Source organism: Aquibium carbonis, from assembly GCF_003970795.1.
GTDB lineage: Bacteria > Pseudomonadota > Alphaproteobacteria > Rhizobiales > Rhizobiaceae > Aquibium > Aquibium carbonis.
Map to the genome: position 1 here is coordinate 47,293 of NZ_RWKW01000093.1, position 18,378 is coordinate 65,670.

The 18,378-nt window shown below is 65.5% G+C and carries 16 protein-coding genes; 13 read left to right on the forward strand and 3 right to left on the reverse strand.

What is annotated here, in order from left to right; genetic code table 11:
* Nucleotides 1–49 precede the first annotated feature (49 nt).
* Complete coding sequence (locus tag EJC49_RS21035; protein WP_210211831.1) at nucleotides 50–850, reverse strand: N-acyl homoserine lactonase family protein; 801 nt, start codon at nucleotides 848–850, stop codon at nucleotides 50–52.
* Between the two features lie 138 nt (nucleotides 851–988).
* On the opposite strand from EJC49_RS21035, the gene dctP reads away from it, so the two are divergent.
* From dctP to EJC49_RS21085, 10 genes are all read left to right on the forward strand, one after another.
* Nucleotides 989–2,005 carry a TRAP transporter substrate-binding protein DctP gene (gene dctP / locus EJC49_RS21040; RefSeq protein ID WP_126701892.1) on the forward strand — a complete coding sequence of 339 codons (1,017 nt, stop codon included), beginning with the start codon at nucleotides 989–991 and terminating at the stop codon, nucleotides 2,003–2,005.
* A 58-nt stretch (nucleotides 2,006–2,063) separates the two neighbouring features.
* A complete protein-coding gene (locus EJC49_RS21045; RefSeq protein ID WP_126701893.1) occupies nucleotides 2,064–2,594 on the forward strand; it encodes a TRAP transporter small permease subunit in 531 nt (176 codons plus the stop codon).
* A complete protein-coding gene (locus tag EJC49_RS21050; RefSeq protein WP_170314813.1) occupies nucleotides 2,587–3,900 on the forward strand; it encodes a TRAP transporter large permease in 1,314 nt (437 codons plus the stop codon). Before EJC49_RS21045 ends, EJC49_RS21050 begins: the two co-directional genes overlap by 8 nt.
* 16 nt (nucleotides 3,901–3,916) lie before the next feature.
* Entirely contained in the window at nucleotides 3,917–4,846 is a 930-nt protein-coding gene (locus EJC49_RS21055; RefSeq protein ID WP_126701895.1) for an NAD(P)-dependent oxidoreductase, read from the forward strand.
* Complete coding sequence (locus EJC49_RS21060) at nucleotides 4,843–5,559, forward strand: SDR family oxidoreductase (protein ID WP_245453504.1); 717 nt, start codon at nucleotides 4,843–4,845, stop codon at nucleotides 5,557–5,559. Before EJC49_RS21055 ends, EJC49_RS21060 begins: the two co-directional genes overlap by 4 nt.
* Before the next feature lie 454 nt (nucleotides 5,560–6,013).
* Nucleotides 6,014–7,354, forward strand: coding sequence for a class I SAM-dependent methyltransferase (locus EJC49_RS21065; protein WP_126701896.1), 1,341 nt, complete (start codon nucleotides 6,014–6,016; stop codon nucleotides 7,352–7,354).
* Nucleotides 7,355–7,356: 2 nt separating this feature from the next.
* A complete protein-coding gene (locus tag EJC49_RS21070; protein WP_126701897.1) occupies nucleotides 7,357–8,331 on the forward strand; it encodes a rhamnan synthesis F family protein in 975 nt (324 codons plus the stop codon).
* A 4-nt stretch (nucleotides 8,332–8,335) separates the two neighbouring features.
* Nucleotides 8,336–9,952: a methyltransferase domain-containing protein gene (locus EJC49_RS21075; protein ID WP_126701898.1), complete on the forward strand. Its 1,617-nt coding sequence runs from the start codon at nucleotides 8,336–8,338 to the stop codon at nucleotides 9,950–9,952.
* 131 nt (nucleotides 9,953–10,083) lie between these two features.
* Nucleotides 10,084–11,256: a hypothetical protein gene (locus EJC49_RS21080; protein ID WP_126701899.1), complete on the forward strand. Its 1,173-nt coding sequence runs from the start codon at nucleotides 10,084–10,086 to the stop codon at nucleotides 11,254–11,256.
* Nucleotides 11,253–12,371 carry a GNAT family N-acetyltransferase gene (locus tag EJC49_RS21085; RefSeq protein WP_126701900.1) on the forward strand — a complete coding sequence of 373 codons (1,119 nt, stop codon included), beginning with the start codon at nucleotides 11,253–11,255 and terminating at the stop codon, nucleotides 12,369–12,371. Before EJC49_RS21080 ends, EJC49_RS21085 begins: the two co-directional genes overlap by 4 nt.
* A 21-nt stretch (nucleotides 12,372–12,392) precedes the next feature.
* Here EJC49_RS21085 and EJC49_RS21090 read toward each other — a convergent pair whose 3' ends face one another.
* Entirely contained in the window at nucleotides 12,393–13,325 is a 933-nt protein-coding gene (locus EJC49_RS21090) for a hypothetical protein (protein WP_126701901.1), read from the reverse strand.
* Between the two features lie 221 nt (nucleotides 13,326–13,546).
* Between EJC49_RS21090 and EJC49_RS21095 the strand changes: the two genes are divergently transcribed.
* From EJC49_RS21095 to EJC49_RS25805, 3 genes are read left to right on the forward strand one after another with little or no spacing between them, the layout of a single operon-like run.
* Nucleotides 13,547–15,145, forward strand: a complete 1,599-nt coding sequence (locus EJC49_RS21095) for an AMP-binding protein (RefSeq protein WP_126701902.1) — start codon at nucleotides 13,547–13,549, stop codon at nucleotides 15,143–15,145.
* Nucleotides 15,142–16,554 carry a Mur ligase family protein gene (locus EJC49_RS21100; protein ID WP_126701903.1) on the forward strand — a complete coding sequence of 471 codons (1,413 nt, stop codon included), beginning with the start codon at nucleotides 15,142–15,144 and terminating at the stop codon, nucleotides 16,552–16,554. The genes EJC49_RS21095 and EJC49_RS21100 overlap by 4 nt, the downstream gene beginning before the upstream one ends.
* Nucleotides 16,551–17,321 carry a glycosyltransferase family 25 protein gene (locus EJC49_RS25805; RefSeq protein WP_170314814.1) on the forward strand — a complete coding sequence of 257 codons (771 nt, stop codon included), beginning with the start codon at nucleotides 16,551–16,553 and terminating at the stop codon, nucleotides 17,319–17,321. Before EJC49_RS21100 ends, EJC49_RS25805 begins: the two co-directional genes overlap by 4 nt.
* Before the next feature lie 6 nt (nucleotides 17,322–17,327).
* Here the strand turns inward: EJC49_RS25805 and EJC49_RS21110 are convergent, their stop codons facing one another.
* The gene (locus EJC49_RS21110) at nucleotides 17,328–18,311 is read right to left on the reverse strand and encodes a polysaccharide pyruvyl transferase family protein (RefSeq protein ID WP_126701905.1); all 984 of its coding nucleotides are present in this window, start codon (nucleotides 18,309–18,311) and stop codon (nucleotides 17,328–17,330) included.
* Between the last annotated feature and the right edge of the window lie 67 nt (nucleotides 18,312–18,378).

The window sequence follows — 18,378 nt, forward strand, 5'->3', positions numbered from 1 at the left end:
TTCGAGCGGATATCAGTTTGTATGACAGTATGTCAACACTACAGGCAGATCAAATCGGCTCCAGATCCAGCCGCACGATGTCGGGGAAGCCCGGAATGAGCTCGGGCCAGCGCTCGCGGACTTCGGGATCGTGCCCGGCAATGAGGAGATCCTCGCGGCCGTCCGCCAGTTCCTCGCACCGGATGAAGCCGTCGAGCATCTCGCCGACGTGATGCACCAGCGGAAACGGCGCCCTTCGCCTGCGGTTCTCCGCAAAGTGAAACGCGTCGGACGCAAGCACGAGCGGTCCCCTGGCGGTCGACACCCGAACCACCTGGAGGCCGCCTGTGTGGCCGCCCACCCTGTGCACCGAAATGCCGGGAAAGAGTTGCGCGTCTCCATCGTGGAACTTCATCCGCCCGCCATGGACCAGCGTGACGGCATCGATGACGTCGCGCAGATTGAATGGCGCGCGCAGGCAGGCATGACACATGGGACGCCCCGTGGCATAGCGCATCTCCTCGTCCTGCAGATGGAAGGTCGCAGCCGGGAAGTCGTGGAGCGAACCGGCATGGTCGTAGTGCAGATGCGTCAGCACCACGTCCTTGACGCCTGCGCTGTCAACTCCGATCCGCGCCAGCAACGCAGCCGGCGAGTGGATCAGGTTGCGGCCACGCTCCCGCGCCGCTTCCTCGCCGAAACCGGTATCGACCACCACCACGCGTCCGTCGCCCCGGATCACCCAGATGTAGTAGTCGAGCGGCATGGGACCGTCGTGCAGGTCCATCCCGGGCATGAAGTTCTCGCTCCGCGGCCGGTCGGGCGCGGTCTGCGCGAACCTGAGTGCCAGCACCTCGTAATGGGGATTCACCGTTTCCTCCTCGCCTCTGCTACCCTGCTTGCATTATCATACCGTCATGTTGTATGACAGACTGCCATTGCGGCAAGGACGCCGCAATGCGTGATACCAGCCCTGCGCGCTGCGCAGTACGATCCGGGGAGGATTCCGATGAAGTTTTCACGCCTTTTGGCGCCCATCGCTGCATTCTGCTCATTCGGCGTCGGCGCCGGATTTGCACAGGACTATCCTGAAATGACGCTTCGCTACTCCTCCAACATCCCGGAGGTGGTGAACACGTCGAAGATCGACACGTATTTCTCGTCCGAGATCGAGAAGCGCAGCGGCGGCAAGATCAAGATTCGGCATTTCTGGGCCAACACGCTGGGCGGCGAGGCCGAGATGGTCGATCTGGTCGGTTCCGGCGCGGTCGACCTCGGCCTCATCGTGACCGGCAACCAGTTCTCCCGCATGCCCTTCACGGCGGTCACCAACGCCCTGCCCTTCACCTACACGGACGGGCCGAAGCTGAACCGGCTGACGGCGGACATCTTCACGACGAACGAGACCATCAAGGCGGAACTCGCGGCGGCAAACATGCACCCGCTGCTCTATCGCTACCTGCCCGACTACCGCGTCTACTGCACCAAGCCGATCAAGACGATGGCAGATCTGGAGAACACCAAGATCCGCTCCTACGGCTCGTTCGTGCCGGTGATGTTCAGCGCCATCGGCGCCGTCCCGGTCAACATCCCGCCGGTCGACATGATCCAGGCCATGCAGTCGGGCGCGATGGATTGCACCTACATGTTCAACTCGGCGGTCAAGGCCTTCAAGATCGACCAGGTGGCCAAATTCGGCACCGACCTGTCCTTCGGCGTCATCAGCGCCCACACGCTGTTCATCTCGAAGACCAAGTGGGAAGGCTGGCCCGACAACGTGCGCACGCTGTTCGAGGAAGTGGCGGCCGACGCCGAGGCCTTCGGCAACGATCTGATCGCCGGCGACGAGGCCAAGGCCGAGGACGGATTGAGGGAAGTCGGCATGGAGATCGTTCCCTTCGAAGACGCGGACGCGCTGAAGGCGAAGGTTCCCGACATGCTCGACGTCTGGGCCGCGAAGATGGAAGAGATGGGCAAGGGCGCCGAGGCGAAGGAACTCGCCGACTACATCCGCGCCAATCGCTGATCACGTGTCACCGCGCCGGCCTCGTCGGGCCGGCGCGTTCCAACAGTCCGGTGACTCCATGGCCCTGTTCGCCTTTCTCGACCGTCTGCTGCGGCGGATTTCCTACGTCGGCTTTCTTGCCGCTTCCGCGCTTCTCCTGATCGTCGGGCTGATGGGCGCGACCGATGTGGTGTCGACCAACATCTTCCTGAAGCCCATCCCGGGCATGGTGGAACTTTCGGGCGCGCTTCTGGCCGTCATCGTCTTCCTCGGCCTGGCCGAAGCACAGGCGCGCGGCTCCAACATCGTCATCGACGTCGCCACGCAGAACATGGGTCCGCGCCTGAAGCGCGTCTCCGGGATCATCTCCCTTTCGATCGCCGGCGTGCTGATCGGCCTCGTCGCGTGGCAGACGACCAAGCTCGCCATCAATTCATGGGCCATCCGCGAGGCGGCGCTGGGTGCGCTGGCCTTTCCGATGGCCCCCTTCAAGACACTGGCCGCGGTCGGCGCCTGGCTGGCCACCGCCGAGTTCGCCCGACAGCTGTTGCGGCTGATCGCCGGCGTCGACGCGCCTGCGACCGAGACCAAGGATGGCCAGGATGCTTGATCCGTTGACGATCGGCTTCATCGCGATCGCCGCGATGCTGGCCCTCTCGATCATCGGCGTGCCGGTCGGCATCGCCATGGCGGGCGTCGCCGTCGTCGGGCTCTGGACGACCGGCGGGCCGGCGTTCGCGCTCAACACGCTGATGAACCTGCCCTTCGCGATGGCCTCCGACTACAGCTTCGTGGTCATCCCGATGTTCATCCTGATGGGGGCGATCGCCTCCGCCTCCGGGATCACGCAGGAACTCTTCTCCTTCTCCAACCTGATCCTGCGCTCGACGCGCGGCGGTCTCTACCAGGCGACGATCCTCGCCTCGGCCGGTTTCGCCGCCATTTCCGGATCGACCCTCGTCAATGCGGCGCTGTTCACGCGCATCGCGTTGTCGGAAATGCTTCGCCTTGGCTATGACCGCGCCTTCTCGGCGGGCTGCATCGCCGCCGCGGGCACGATCGCCGCGCTCATTCCGCCCTCGATCAGCTTCGTCATCTACGGCCTGCTGACGGGAGAATCGGTCGCGGAGCTCCTGATCGCCGGCGTGGTGCCGGGCATCCTCACGGCTGCCGCCTACATGATCGGTTCCGCCTTCCTCGTCCGGGCCAAGCCGAGCCTGGCGCCGCCGCCGCAGCCGCGCGCCAGCTTCGGCGAGATCGGCCGCAGCGCCATCGCCCTGTGGGCTACCTTCCTCTTGGCCGGCCTCGTCATCGGCGGCATCTATCTGGGCTTTACGACGCCTTCCGGCGCGGGTGCGCTCGGCGCGATCGGCGCGCTGGTGATCGCCGTCGCGCGGCGTCGGCTGTCGACCGCCGACCTCGCCGACTGCCTTCGCTCGGCCGCAGGCGTGACGGCCGCGCTGTTCATCGTCATCATCGGCGGGCTGATGTTCACGCGCTTCTTCCTCGTCGCCGGCACCGTGACCTCGGCGACCGATCTGCTGCAGGCGCTCGAACTGTCGCCCATCGTCTTCATGCTGATCCTGATCGCGGTCTTCATCGTGCTCGGCATGTTCATGGATCCGCTGGCGATGCAGGTGATGACGCTGCCCTTCGTCTATCCGATGGTCACCGCGCTCGGGTATGATGGCGTGTGGTTCGGGGTCATCATGGTGAAGATGGTGGAGCTGGCGGTCCTCAGTCCGCCGGTCGGCATGAACCTGTTCGCAGTCATCGGCGCGGCCGAAGGCAAGGTGCGGTTGCCCGACATCTATCGTGGCATCCTGCCCTTCATCGCGATGGAGGCGGTCGTTCTCGCGCTGCTGCTGTCCTTCCCGGAACTGTCGCTTTGGCTGCCGCGCCAGATGTTCAACTGACCAGCAAGGAATGACCATGGACGACAAGACCAGCATTGGCTTCATCGGCCTGGGAGCCATGGGCGAACCGATGGCGGCTCGCCTGGTGGCGGCGGGCTTCGCACTCTCGGTCTTTGACGCCGACGCGGCCCGCACCGGCGGCATCGCGGCGGCGATCGGCGCGCGGGCGGCGGCGTCGCCACGGGATGCGGCGACCGGCTGCGAGATCCTGATCACGATGCTTCCCTCCAGCGCCATCGTGGAAAAGGTGCTCGACGGCGAGGACGGAGCGCTGGCCGGCCTGGCACCGGGCGCGCTGGTGATCGACATGTCCAGCGGCGTGCCGGATGCGACGCGGTCGATCGCCGCGCGGATCGCCGGCCAGGGCATCGCGATGATCGACGCGCCGGTCTCCGGCGGCGTTTCGAGGGCGAGGACCGGCGAGCTGGCGATCATGGCGGGCGGCGAGGCGGCCGACATCGATCGCGCCGAGGCGGCCCTGAAGCAGATGGGAAGCTCGATCGTGCGGACGGGCCCGATCGGCAGCGCCCACGCGATGAAGGCGCTCAACAACCTCGTCAGCGCGGGCGGCTTCCTGATCGGCATCGAGGCGCTGCTGATCGGCCAGCGCTTCGGCCTCGATCCGGCGCTGATGGTCGACGTGCTCAACGTCTCGACCGGAATGAACAACTCGACGCAGAAAAAATTCAAGCAGTTCGTGCTGTCGCGCAAGTTCGACGCCGGATTCGGGCTCGACCTGATGGTGAAGGATCTCGGCATCGCCATGGGTGTGGCCCAGGGAACCTCGACCCCGGCCCCCTTCGCCAACCTGTGCAAGGAGATGTGGGGCGGCGCCCAGAAGGTGCTCGGCCCCGGCCAGGATCACACCGCGCTGGCGCGGTTCTGCGAGCTTCTGGCCGGCTCGACGCTCGAGGCGAAAGCCGACCACGAGGACGCCCGGCCTTGAGCGCCGCGCCGCTGGCAGGCCAGTCGGTCGCCATCTTCGGCGGTTCCTCCGGCATCGGCTTCGCCGCAGCGCGCGCCGCGCTCGCGCTCGGCGCACGGATCAGCCTGGTGTCGCGAACGCCCGAGCGCCTCGCGCGGGCCAGCAGCGCGCTTGGCGGCGCGGCGACCGCATCGATCGACGTGCGCGATGCCGCGGCCGTGAAAACCTTCTTCGACGAACGCGAACCGTTCGATCACGTGGTCGTCTCGGCGGCGGAACTGTCGGTCGGCCCCTTGCGGGCCCTCCCGCTAGCCGACGCGCACGCGGCCATTGACAGCAAGTTCTGGGGCGCGGCGAACGTCGCTCATGCGGCGCGGATCCGGCCCGGCGGCAGCCTGACGCTGGTCTCGGGGATGATCGGCACGCGTCCCACCGGCGCCGCGACCATGCTGAGCGCGATCAATGCGGCCATCGACACGCTGGCCAGGGCGCTGGCGACGGAGATGGCGCCCGTCAGGGTCAATTCCGTCTCTCCCGGGCGAATCGATACACCTTGGTGGGATCACCTGCCCGAGGAGCAGCGGCTGGCGCTGTTCGAACGCACCGCGGCGGCGCTGCCGCTGAAGCGGGTAGGCAAGCCCGAGGAGATCGCGGCGCAGATCGTCCACCTGATGCAGAATGGCTTCATGACCGGCAGCGTCATCCTGGTCGATGGCGGCGGCAGCGTGGCGTAGGCTCCGCTCCCGAACGGGCGTGACGATCCCGGCGCACTTCGATGCGCTCGATCACCGGGCCCGGTCATCCCGCGCCCAATCCCGATGGTGATTCGTCGCTGGGCGGGCGAGGACCCCAAGCCGAAAGCCGGGACCCGTTGCCGGCTCCGGCATCGTCCGCCGACATCATTTCCGTTTCTTTCGAGACGCTCGCAACCCTTGGTAGCGCAAGCATGTTCGCTCTTTCGTCCGCCGCCAGTGAAACGGCGGCGAAAGGCGCGCAGGAGGTGCGAATTGACATTGGCCCCCCATTCGCGGCAATCGACCGTTCGACGGTCTGGTCTGGAGTCCCGGTCGAACGATGGCTTGCCCGGCCCCCGGGCCTGGCAATGGCTCGGGTGCTCCTTCCAGCGGAATGCACGAGAAAGCTCCAAGCCTGGTTCCTTGCGGCGGGTGAGAATAGGAATGTCCTGACATGAACGTCGATTTTGCGCACACCGGCGATGTGCCGGTGAAGCCATGTCGGGTCTGCGGTGCGGGAGGGGCGACGCTTCACCTCACGCTCTCGCCGGGTCCGAACGGGCGCACTGCGCCGCTGCGTCTGTTTCGCTGTCCGTCCTGCGCCTCCTTCTATTTCGACGGCGAGGAACCGGCGGGCGCCTACGAGGACATGCCACTTTCCGAGACGTTCTGGCTCGACTATGTGCAGGTCGGGGCCGGCATCAGCGCCATGCTCGCGCCGCTCCTCGCCCTGCGCCCCCTGCCTGACACATCACTGATCGACGTGGGCGCCGGTTTTGGTTTCATCGTCGACTTCTGGCGGCGGAGGGGCCATGCGGCGGTGGGCATCGAACCGTCGCACTATGGCCAACTCGGGCGCGAAAAACTCGGGATCGACAACCGACCCGGCGATCTCGACGCCTTCATCGCCGCCAATCCGGGCCAGCGTTTCGGCATCGTGTACAGCAGCGAGGTCATCGAGCACACACCTGACCCGCAGCGCTTCATCGATTCTCTCGTCGCCCTCATGGCTGACGACGGGACGCTGATCCTGACGACCCCTTCCACCGCGGCCGTCTCGCCTGAAACGGAGAGTTCCAGCCTGATCGCGGTGCTTTCTCCGGGTTTCCACTACACGATCATCTCCCCCCAGGCCCTGAGCGACATGCTGAGCCGCCACGGCCTGCAGGTGAGAACCCATACCGAGGGTGTCCAGACATTCGTCTGGGCACGGCGTCGCCAGATGCCGGACGTCGTCGTGAACGAGCCCCAATGGCCGCTCTACCTCGACTATCTCGAAAACCTCGCGGCAGCACAGGATCCGCACGTCTCGACGGGCGCCCTTTGCCGACTTTTCAAGGATTCGCTGAACACGGGCGATGCCGCCCGCGCCGGTCGGGCCTACGAGCGTCTTCTGACCGCGACCAGGCGCATCTATGCTTTCGAGATCGAAGAGCCCAATCTGACGGAACTGCTCCAGAACAGCCTGCCGCTGGCCCTGCTCGATCGCTTTCCGGCATGGCTCGGCAACGCGCTTCTGTTCGGCGCGCTGCAGGTCGGATTTACGCGAGGAGACTACCGCACCAAGCTGCGCATGCTCGATGCCGCAGTGCGCGTGCTGGAGCGGCGTGCGGAGGTTGAACGGCAGTTTGGCCAGGAAGCTGCCCACTTCCTGCCGTTTGCGCGCCGTCAGTATCAGATCGCCTTGTGCGAAAACCTCCAGACGTCGCTGCCGGGTGTGGAAAAGCCCCTGCCGGACGATCTGCGCCGGAACCTCGACTCGCTTCAGACGCTCATCTCCGGTCTGGAAGACTGACCATGGCCAGATATCCACTCTCGCAGGCGGCGCGCATTCTCACCCGTGATCTCCGCGTTCGTGCGAGCTCCTTGCTCCTCGGCGAGGTTCGCTCCCGCATCGCCGGCGCAGATCCATGCCGCGCGTCGACATCGATGTGCATCTATGTCCACTACGATGGCGGACGGCTGCTGCACCGCTACGTACGCGATCAGATTGCCGCCCTGTGTGATCACGGATACCGGGTCGTCTTCGTGTCGCACGCGCGGTCGAGGCCGGACCTGGAGTCGCTGGCGCCCCACTGCCTGGAACTCGTTCACAGACGCAATCTGGGACATGACTTCGGCGCCTATCGTTTCGGCCTGAAATGGCTTCGCAGCCAGGGCTTTCAGCCCGCGGAAGTGCTGCTGACGAATGATTCCTGCTACGGCTACTTCGGCGGGCTGGGCCGGATGCTGCAGGCTTCGCGTGCTTCGGACGCGGCGCTGTGGGGCATCACCGACTCCTATGATACCGCCTACCATATCCAGAGCTACTTCATGCGCCTATCGGCCGAACTCTTCGGAACCAAGAGCTTCTGGAGGTTTCTCGACCGGTTGCCGAACACCACGGACCGGAGGCGTGTCATCCATTCAGGCGAAGTGGGCCTTACGCAGTACCTCCTCCGCCACGGATTTTCGACCGACTGCTTCGTTCCCTACAAGGAACTCGTCTCCGATTGGCACGCCCATGGCAAGCAGCGCTATTCGGATCGCCCGGGCGAGCGCGAGTTCGTCGAATGGCTCGAGAGCTGTCTGCTCCGTGGTCGCCCGATGAATCCCACGCATTGCTTCGCGGATCGGCTGATCGAGCGTTTTCAGGTCCCGCTCGTCAAGAAGGACCTGCTGCGAAAGAACCCCCTTGGCGTTCCCAATCTCGACAGGATCGAGCACATCGTCACCGGCAATGGCGGCGATTTTTCGCCTGTCGTCGAGCATCTGAAGTTCGGGGATTTCTAGGGTCGTGAAGTCCTATTCCTGGCAATCGTCCGTGCCCCCACCGGCGCAGCCGCCCCGCGATGTGATCGAGGTGACGCCGACCTTGATCGATCCCGCCAGCACCACTCTGGCCGCGCATGGCCGGACCTTCGAGATCGCCGGCACGGGCGACGAGGCGGCGCTCGCCTTCCAGTTCACCTTCATCGCGGGCGCAAGGCATCGGGTGACACTCGAATTGTCGACCGGTACGGCGGCAAGCTTCCGCCTCGAGGTCCACGGAAGGGTGACGAAGATGCAGAAGGCCGTGGCGACGGTGGCCGCGGATGGATCGATCCTCAGCGTCTCGGAAGAAATCCGCGACCTCTCCGTCAGCCCCCTGTCCGACGGGCGCCTCGCGATCAGTTTCGCGTTCGAGCCATTCCGCACACGCCTGGAGTATCTCTATGTGTTCGCCAAGGGCGCCACAAACTCCGAATCCGATCGCTGCGCGTTCAAAACAGCGCCCGCCCTGTTCGAAGTCTGGCCGTCACCGGAGGTCTTCCGGTCGATGGAGCACAGTAGCGCATCGAAGCTCGGAGATGTCGTCTGCGCCATCCAGGAATGCGTCGTCATCGAGAACTTCATCAAGGTCGAGTTCGAGATTCACAAACCCGGCACCGCCTTGCGCGCACTTGGCGTGCGCCATCGGTCGATGGCGCTTGCCAAGGTCCAGTGGTGGAGCTGGCCGCTCGGGGGCCGAGCACCCGCGCCGGGACGGGATGACGCCTATTGCTGGCCGGCGGCGCGGAAGCCGTCCTCGCCCATCATGGCTCCCGCTTTGGTCGACCGCTATGGTCCAGCCTTCGTGCACGACGGTCATGCCGTGACAATGCTGCTGGACGATCTCCCGGATTATCAGTCTCGCCCTGTCGAGGAGGTCGGGCAGCTTGGCGACGTCTTTCTCAAGGCGGTCTTCGAAGACGGCTCCACGCATGACATCGACATCGCCGCCTTGCTCCAAGAGGGCGGAGACGACGAATGGTTGGCGATCGTCAATCGCTTCATCGCCGACAGGATCGTTTCGGCCGGTGCGGATCCGGTCTTTCTGGAAGTGGGCGCTCGCGGCGCCATCAGCGCGTCGATCCGAAACTGGACGCGTTCGCTCGGCTGGCGCTATGCGGGTCTCGACATCGCGTCGTCGCCGAACGTCGACATCGTCGGAGACGCCCATCAGCTTTCGCGCCATATCGCCGAAGACTCGGTCGACGTCGTCTATTCATCGGAGGTCCTGGAGCATCTCGTCAGCCCTGTGTCGTTCGTGACGCAGGCGAACCGCGTTCTGAAACAGGGCGGATTGTTCATCTGCCGCGCGCCAACCACCTGGCCCCTGCATGCGGAGCCGTGGGATTTCTGCCGGTTCAGCCGCCATAGCTGGCAAGGGCTCCTGCACCCCGAATCCGGCTTCGAGATCCTGGGAACCTGCGAGTTCGGCAAGGCCTCGGTGCTGCCGCGTCGTCTCGGAGGCGCAAGCGGAGCCCTGATGTCCTGTCACCCGGCGCCGCTGTTGAGCGGGGTCGTCGCCAGAAAGATCCGATCGATCGGTCCGCTCGGTTCGGCGGCGTCCTCGCCAGTGCTGGCCATGGGGCAATACGACGCCGCCTGAGCGACGTCGGGCGTCCTTCTCGTCGGAACGCCTCGTTCGGCATGATGATGATTGGTGGATCGCCGCCGCCATTGTATCAGAGGGCAGCGGCCTGCGACGGCCGGCCCGCATAGCCCGAAGACAGCGACCGAATGACCACGATCGACCGCCTTTGCCTTTCCTTCGTCGCGCCGGACGCGGCGACGCAGGCGTCGGGCGGCCTCGCGGTCCGGTTCAGGTGCGGCGGCTACGACAGGATCGTGCATTTCGCGGCGCAGGGCGCGACACTGGCTGCGAACGGCGACGCGCTCCTTTGCCTCGGCCTCGTTCCGGCGATGGAATTGGGCGTGGACCTGTACATCGAAGCGGAGGTCGACCGGGAACTGCTGGACAACACACGCGACATCCAGGCGCTGCTGTGCGAATGGTATCCCGGCTACAGGACCGTTGCGGTGGACACCGGGCCGATCATCCACCGCACCTATCCAGAGGGGCGTGGAACCGGCCTTTTCTTTTCGGGCGGCGTCGATTCCAGCTATTCGCTTGCGACCGAACGGGACCGGATCACCAGTCTCGTCACGCTCATCGGGGCCGACGTGGCGCTCACCGACGCCCCGCGCGTCGCCCGGCTCGAAGCTCTCGCCAAAGACGTCGCGGCGCGGTTCGGCGTGGGGTACATTCTGGTGACGACGGACATTCGTTCGGTTTCCGATCGCCTGATCGGCTGGGTCGAGTATCACGGCGCAGTGCTGGCGGCGGTGCGGCACATGCTGGCGCACGCATTCGAGAACCAGCTGATCGCTTCGTCGGGTGACGATTCCGCCTGGACCTTCCGGTGGGGATCGCACCCCGCGCTCGATCATCTGTGGGGCACGGGCGGCGCACGCATCGAGCACCACGGACTGGAGCATCGCCTTGCCAAGGTGCAGCGGATAAGCCGTGAACCGGCCTTGATGGACCACCTGCGCGTCTGCAACCGGCGCTTCGAGCATTGCGGAACGTGCCGCAGCTGCCAGTTCATGCTTGCCGCGCTCGACCTGGTCGACATGCGCACCGGGGCGCCGACATATCGCCACCTGGCGTCGACGTCGGGCCCTCTCCAGGTGACCGGCCCGGGAACCCTGTCCGAAATGCGCTACATGCGGTCTGTGGCGGCAGGCGGCGGCCACGCGGCCATTGCGGCGGCCGCCGACCGTGCGATACGCCGCTACCACGTGAAGAAGTTCTTGACGCGGATCGTACCCCTCGACGAGATCGCCCGCCGTTTCAAGCGGTTCAAGCGCCAGAGGCGCTTCATCCGCCAGGTCGAACGGCCGATCCGATGAGCCTCGACGCCGCCGATCCGCCGCGGATGGCCCAAGCCCCGCCCCGTGAGCATGGGAGGATCGAGGGCGACCACGACATCACCTTCGAGGTCATCTCCGACGAAAACGGCCTGGAGAGGGTTGCGCCGGAATGGACGGCCGTCAACGCGCTGATCGGGCCGGAAGGGTTCTTCACGCGGATGGAACTCGTCCGCGCGAACTGGGCCAGACACAGGAAAGACCCGCGGACGTTCCTCAACGTCCTCGTGATCCGCGACAGGGGCAGGCTTGTTTTCGGGGCGCCGATGCTCAGGCGCCGGGACCGACTGGGCACGCATGTGCTGCAGTGGCTGGACTCCAGGACGCCGTTTTACGACGGCCTGCTTGTCGATCCCGGCATGGACCCGACCGCCGCGGCGCGCCTGTTCACGTACTACCTGGAGGCCTCCTGGACGCGGCGCGCCTTGAAGATCGCCTATGTGCTCGAGGGAACGGCGCTGCACCGGGTGCTCGTCGCGGCCGGTTTTCGGCTCACCCAGCGCACGGTCGCGCCCTGTGTCGACCTCACGGTCTACGAGACCTGGGACGCGTACCTCGCGGCGATGCCGGCGAGCCGGCGTCAGCAATACCGCAACCTCAGCCGCCGGCTGGGCAAGGCGGGCGCCGGGCCACTTCATATCGTCACCGATCCGGATGAACGACGGCTCGAAATCGCTCGAATCTTCTCGCGGAAGCGCGAATGGGTGAAGGAACACGACCTGCCCGACTGGATCGTACCGCCCGAGACGGAAGCCTGGTTTCAGTGGGTCGCCGCCCGGGAGGACGCTCGCAACCGCACACACGTCCTTCGGCTGGCAGCAGGCGACGAATGGATCGCGAGCAGCCTTTGCCTCGAACGCGACGGGACGATCTTTTCGTCCAAGATGGCGTTCAATCCCGCCTGGGAGCGTTTCTCGCCCGGCTGGGTGCTGACCCTCGAAAAGATCCGCTTCGCGATCGGGCGGCAGTTGTCGTCCGTGGATTTCATGATCGGACGCACCCCGTGGAAGGATCGCGTGGCCGATCAGTTCAGATCGAGCTTTGCGTGCCGGGTGAACCTGCTCCCCGGGCGCCGGAGCCTGCGCCTCCCCCGCTGAACGCGGCGCGACCGATCCGGCTCATTCCGCCTCGAACTTGCTGCGCCCCAGGCCTGCGGGCAGGAGAAACTGGTCCGGCGCGCGGCGGAACTGGGTCAGCAGATTGTCGCGCGCGATCAGGGCCAACCTCGCCATGCTTTCGTAGTCGCGCTTCGAGCGTGGGTCTGCGGCTTCGAGGGTCGCATCGCCGATCGGCTCGATGACCGCTTCCATCCTCGCGAAAGGCACGGTCTCCAGTGTGGCCATCGAGAAGAACGGGGTCGCACGCCGCGCAACGATCGAGAGTGGCGCAGTGGGCATGCTGACGTGGCCGCGTTCGCCAAACCGCATTTCCACGAACATCGACCCGGCATGGAGGTTGTTGGTGAGGATGATCAGTTCGCCCTGATCCAGCAGGCTGACGATCTTGCGGGTGACGGTTGCGCCACTCTCGCGGTCGAAGGTGATGCGGTCCTTGAGGTAACGCCCCTCCGCGCGCCTCAGCAGCGGATTGATCGAGACGTTTCCAAAGATTGTGTCCGAAAAGCCGTGATATGGGTCGCTGATCTGGATCGGCCGGAAGCCCTGTTCCCAAAGGGCGCGCTTTCCGGCCAGCGTCTGGTAGACGAACTGGGACGCCCAGACGATGGCGCCCCGGCCGCGATCGAGCGCGGCCCGCAGCCTCTCTGCGCCAACCACGTCGATCTGCGGCTTCCGGCCGCCGGCGAGTTCGTCGATGGTGAACATGAACCGCCGCCGGGCCAGGTTCTCGAGGTGGTTTCGGAAAAAGGCCTCGCATTCGGCTTCGACCTCGTTGCCGAGCACCCTTTGCATGGCGTCCAGGAAGGCAGCATAGCCTTTCCTGCGCTTGCGGCGATATCGCAAGTTGGACGCCAGGCGACCAAGGGCTGGCCACGTCCGCGACGGCAGCAGGGTCGCCGCAGCGGTCCCGCCCAAGCCGAGAACTTCGCGCAAGTCTTTTTCGGATAGCCGACGCGGCGGCACCACCTTGAGACGTGTTCTCTTATAGAATACAATCGGCTGCCCAGCGTCTCCAGACGAAACCTCATGCACCACGTCGTATGAGAAATAGGGGTCTGTCATCGTTAGGCCAAGCAGGATGGATCTGTTTCAGCTATGGTGGATCTTGCTTGCGCGCGGAAGGCGAGATTTCAATCCATGATTGTTGGTACTTGATGAGAGAGGCGAAGGCTCCCCTTCACTGCCCGTTCCTGCCTCCCGTTTCCGACGGCACCGGCGACAAGACGGCACTTCTTTCTCCGGGCCGTCAAGCATGCTCCCATCGACGCCTCGCCTCCTCGGTCGCCCTTGTGGCGACGAGGCTGGCAGCGGCCGGACTGAAGCCGGGCGATGCCGTCGCCTTGCTGATGCCCAACGGCCCGGAGATGGCCATTCTCTTCCTGGCGGTCTCGACGGTCGCGACCGCGGCACCGCTGAACCCCGGTTATCGGGAAGCGGAACTGGCCTTCTACCTCGATGATCTCGGCGCCAAGCTGCTGATCTGCCCGAAGGCGGGATTTGAAGCGGCCAAGTCCGTGGCACGGGCCCGCGGCATGATGGTGGCGGAGGTGGACCTCGCAATCGACGGCGGCTGCGACGAACTCCACGTCGACCTGCCCGACGGGCTGCCGGGCGAAGCCGGCCCTTGCAGCCTGAACCAGGCCAGCGACATCGTCCTGCTGCTTCACACCTCGGGCACGACGGCCAGGCCGAAGCTGGTCGGGCTGACCCGCGCCAACATCGAGGCCTCGATCCGGAACATCGTCGGCACGCTCGGGCTCGGGCACGACGATGTCGGTCTTTCGATACTGCCGCTGTTTCACATCCACGGGCTCATCGCCACGCTGTGCGCGCCGCTCTCGGCCGGCGGCGCTGTCGTCTGCACGGCGGGCTTCGACGCAATGAAGGTCTTCCGGTGGATCGGCGAGTTCTCGCCGAGCTGGTACTCCGCGGTGCCTTCGATGCACCAGGCCATTCTCCAGCGCGCCAAGCGCAACCCCGGGATCCTCGGCAAGGCGCGTCTGCGCTTCGTACGTTCCTCTTCCGCGGCGCTTGCCCCCGCTACGCTTGAAGGACTGGAAAGAACATTCGGTTGCCCTGTCGTCGAGGCCTACGGAATGACGGAAGCGGCGCATCAGATCACCAGCAACGGACTCGCGCACCGACAGCCGGGCTCGGTCGGCCACGCCACCGGCACGCAGGTGCGCATCGTCGACGACGCCTGGCGTGACGTGCCGGCCGGGACGGTCGGCGCCATCGTCATCAAGGGCGAGAACGTCCACACCGGCTACCTGAAGGCGCCGAACGCCAATGCGACTGCATTCCGCAACGGGTGGTTCGATACCGGAGACCAGGGACATCTCGACGTCCACGGACGCCTGACCATCACCGGGCGGACGAAGGAAATCATCAACCGCGGCGGCGAGAAGATCGCGCCGCTGGAAATCGACGCGGTGCTGGCGCGCGACGACCGGATCGCGGAGGCAATCGCCTTCGGCATCCCGCATAAGACGCTCGGCGAGGACGTCGCCGTCGCGATCGTACGCGCGGAAGGCCAGCTCCTGAAGGCCGACGACATCCGCGGCGCCCTGGCGAAGGTGCTCGCGCCGCACAAGGTGCCGCGAACCGTCGTCTTCCTCGAAGCCATCCCGAAAGGCCCCACGGGCAAGATACAGCGCCTGAGGCTCGCCCAGATGCTCGGCCTGGCCGGCGAAGCCGCGACGCCGGCCGCAAGCGGTGCCGGTGACGGCGCAGCGATGGCGAACTCACCGTGACCGGCGCGTTGGGCCATCGCGGCTGGGCGCGCGGGCTCGCTGAGGTCCTCAATCCGCGCGACGGCATGATCCGCAAGGCGGTTCGCGCGGTCCGCACGAGGTGGAAGATCCCGCTGGCGATCCTCTTGCGCCGTAGAACACGGTTCGACGCCATCGTGGGCGTCACCGGCAGCGCCGGGAAGTCGACCACCAGCCGCCTGATTGCAGCGGCGCTGGGAGCCGACCACGTCGTTCATCTCGGATCGGGCCTCAACACGACCGATGGGATTCGCAAGACTTTCGTGAGAAGGCCCCGCAAGGCCGGTTTGTGGGTCCAGGAGATCAGCGGCCACGATGGCGGCGCCATGAAGTCTTCGCTCGCGTTCGTGCGCCCCACGATCGGCGTCGTCACGACCATCGGCATGGACCACATTTCTCACTTCAAGACCCTGGACGCCATCGCCTGCGCCAAGGCGCAACTCGTCGAATCGCTTCCCCATGATGGTTTTGCCATCCTCAATGCCGACGATCCCCTGGTCGCCGCCATGGCCAGCCGCACGAAGGCGAAGGTCGTCACCTTCGGCCGACACCCCGACGCGGACATCAGGCTCGTGTCTTGCTCCAGCCGCCATCCCGAAAGGCTGTCCCTGCGCGTTCAAGTCGGTGACGCGCAAATCGACATGAGAACGCGTTTTCTCGGCGAGCGATGGGCGACGAGCGTCCTTGCCGCGGTGGCGACGGCGCATGTGCTCGGCCTGGACCAGAAACACGTGGCGGAATTGATAGGGGCCGTGGAACCCGACGCCTTCAAGGACGGCGTCCACGTCCATGGCGGCGTGACGTTCATCGTCGATTCCTGCAAGGCGCCGGACTGGACGATCCCGTCGAGCATCGAGATCCTGGCCGCGGCCGACGCACCGCGAAAGATCATGCTCATCGGCACGATCTCCGACTACCGCGGCAACGCGAGAGCGAAATACGTGAACGCCGCGAAATCCGCGTTGGCCGCGGCTCAGATCGTCATCTTCTACGGTCCGCAGGCCGAACGCATTCGGCGCCTGACGTCGGACCACCAGAGCCGCCTTTTCATCTTCGACGAATTCGATTCGCTGATGGCTTTTCTCAAGGACACGCTTACAGAGAACGATCTCATCTACATCAAGTCCTCTCGCGCGGATCATCTCGAACGCGTCATGCTCGACCACGCAAATCCGGTATCGTGCCGTGCCACCTCGTGCGGCAGACAGTATGGCTGCAGACACTGCAAGCACCTCCATGGCAAGCCGCGGCCCGCCGCAGGCTCGAGGCAGCGCATGATGACGAAGCTGCGTTCGCTCGACCCGGGCGGCGGCGTCTCGTCCGGCGGAACGGCACGACGTGCCGAAGATGGAGCGTCGCGGCCGGTCGCACTGCCGGGCGACCGCTCGTGACCGGTTTTTCGAATCTCGCCTACTTCATCAATCTGGACCGCCATCCGGAGCGGCGCGAGGCGTCGATCCGGGAACTGGAAGCGCTGGGAATAGGCTTCACGCGGATTGCCGGCGTCGACTACCGGGACCTGGATCCGGGGGCGCTCCGAAAGGCGGTTGATCCTTCGCCGAAGATCCCGTTCAAGCGCGTGCTCAGCCCGGGCGAGATCGCCTGCTTCCTGTCGCACATCAAGGTTTGGCGCGAAATCGCCCTAGGGTCGGCCGAGATGGCCTGGGTCTTCGAGGATGACGTGTCGTTTGTCGCCGGCGCGAGGGAAGCGATGCTGGCGATCGAAGCCCGCGAGCGCGACTGGGACATGGTGCGGCTGTTCTGCTCCAAGCCGGTGCCGATGGAAGATGTTCGACCGCTTTACGGCCGGCATTCGATTGCGCTGGCGCGCAAGTATCCCATGTCGACCATCGCCTATGCGATAACGAAGCCGGCCGCAGAGCACCTCTCGCGCATCATGATGCCGTTCAGCCTGCCGGTGGACATGGCGCTGAAGTTCTGGTGGGTGCACGGCCTGTGCACGAGGATCGTCGTGCCCTCCATCTGCGTGCCGAGAACCGACCCGTTTTCCGCCAGCACGCTCGACAGCGACCGGGAGTCGCACAACAGGATGAGCCCGGCGCGACGCTTCATCACCAACCTGCGCTACCAGTTCGACACGGTGCGCATGCGCGAACGTCATGCGGCTGAATTCCCCCGCGATCGGCGTTTCGGCTGAGAACGGTCATTCCTCGCCGGCAGCGAGAGAAACGCGCGTCAGCTGTGCCGCCCAGGTCTCGACGTAGGAACGGACCTTGCCGGTCGCGTTGTCCGACGCGATCACTTCGCGTCCCATCAGGTCGGCCAGGATGACACCGTGGAGGCGGTCGGTCGCGACGACGCGGCCGCGCCCGAGCAGCCGGCAGGCGACTGCGACCTTTCGTCGGGCGACATGATCGAAGGCGGCGAGCCGCAATCGCTGAACAGGAATGAGCGGGGCGAGCTTTCCGGCCCGGTTGATCCATCGCAGCGACGCGTCGTCCGACCAGTCGAACGCATCGTCCTTCGAAGACTTGTGCGCCGTTTCTCGCCGCGGCGCCTCGCCGTCGCAGCGCGCAAGCCGCACCAGCCCCACGACCGGCGCCTGGACCGGAGGCGCCAAGCCATGCGCGGTATCCGGACACAGGCTCGAATCGAGCCCGTAGACGTCGCGGAGGATCGCCCGGCTCCGGTGTTCGCGCGACAGGATCGTCAGCCGGGCGCATCCGCCGAACACCTCGCGTGTACGCGCCACCAATACCGGGTCGGACGCCGGAAGCGGTTTCTCCGCGACGCTCAATGGCAGCAGGACGATCACCTGGTCGGCAATCTGCTCCACGGCACGCAGGCGCAGGCGGTGATGCTTCTCGTAGAGCGATCCGAAATTGCCGCCGCCGAGAAAGAAGACCGGTCCACCGGCCACCGCGCGCCGACATTCGTCGGCGTCGAAGTGGCGAAGGGTCGAGACGTAGGACGGCGCACGACCCGCCGCCGTCTCGAGCAGCCCCCGCGCGCCGCACCAGATGGCCGCGTCGCCGGGGTTTGCATAGCTGGGATAGTCGATGAGGGCATAGGGCTTGCCATCCATGTGCCGACCAAGGGCCTGCTGGAGAATCTGTCGCGCGCAATCGGTCATCTGCTCACCCGGCCGGCGGATGTAGACTAGCATCTTCGGCGGCGCGGCGGACATGCCATTAGGGGAATCGCATTTGAGAAATAGGACTGGCGTGGAGGTTTGATCTGGATTCTTTGGATGG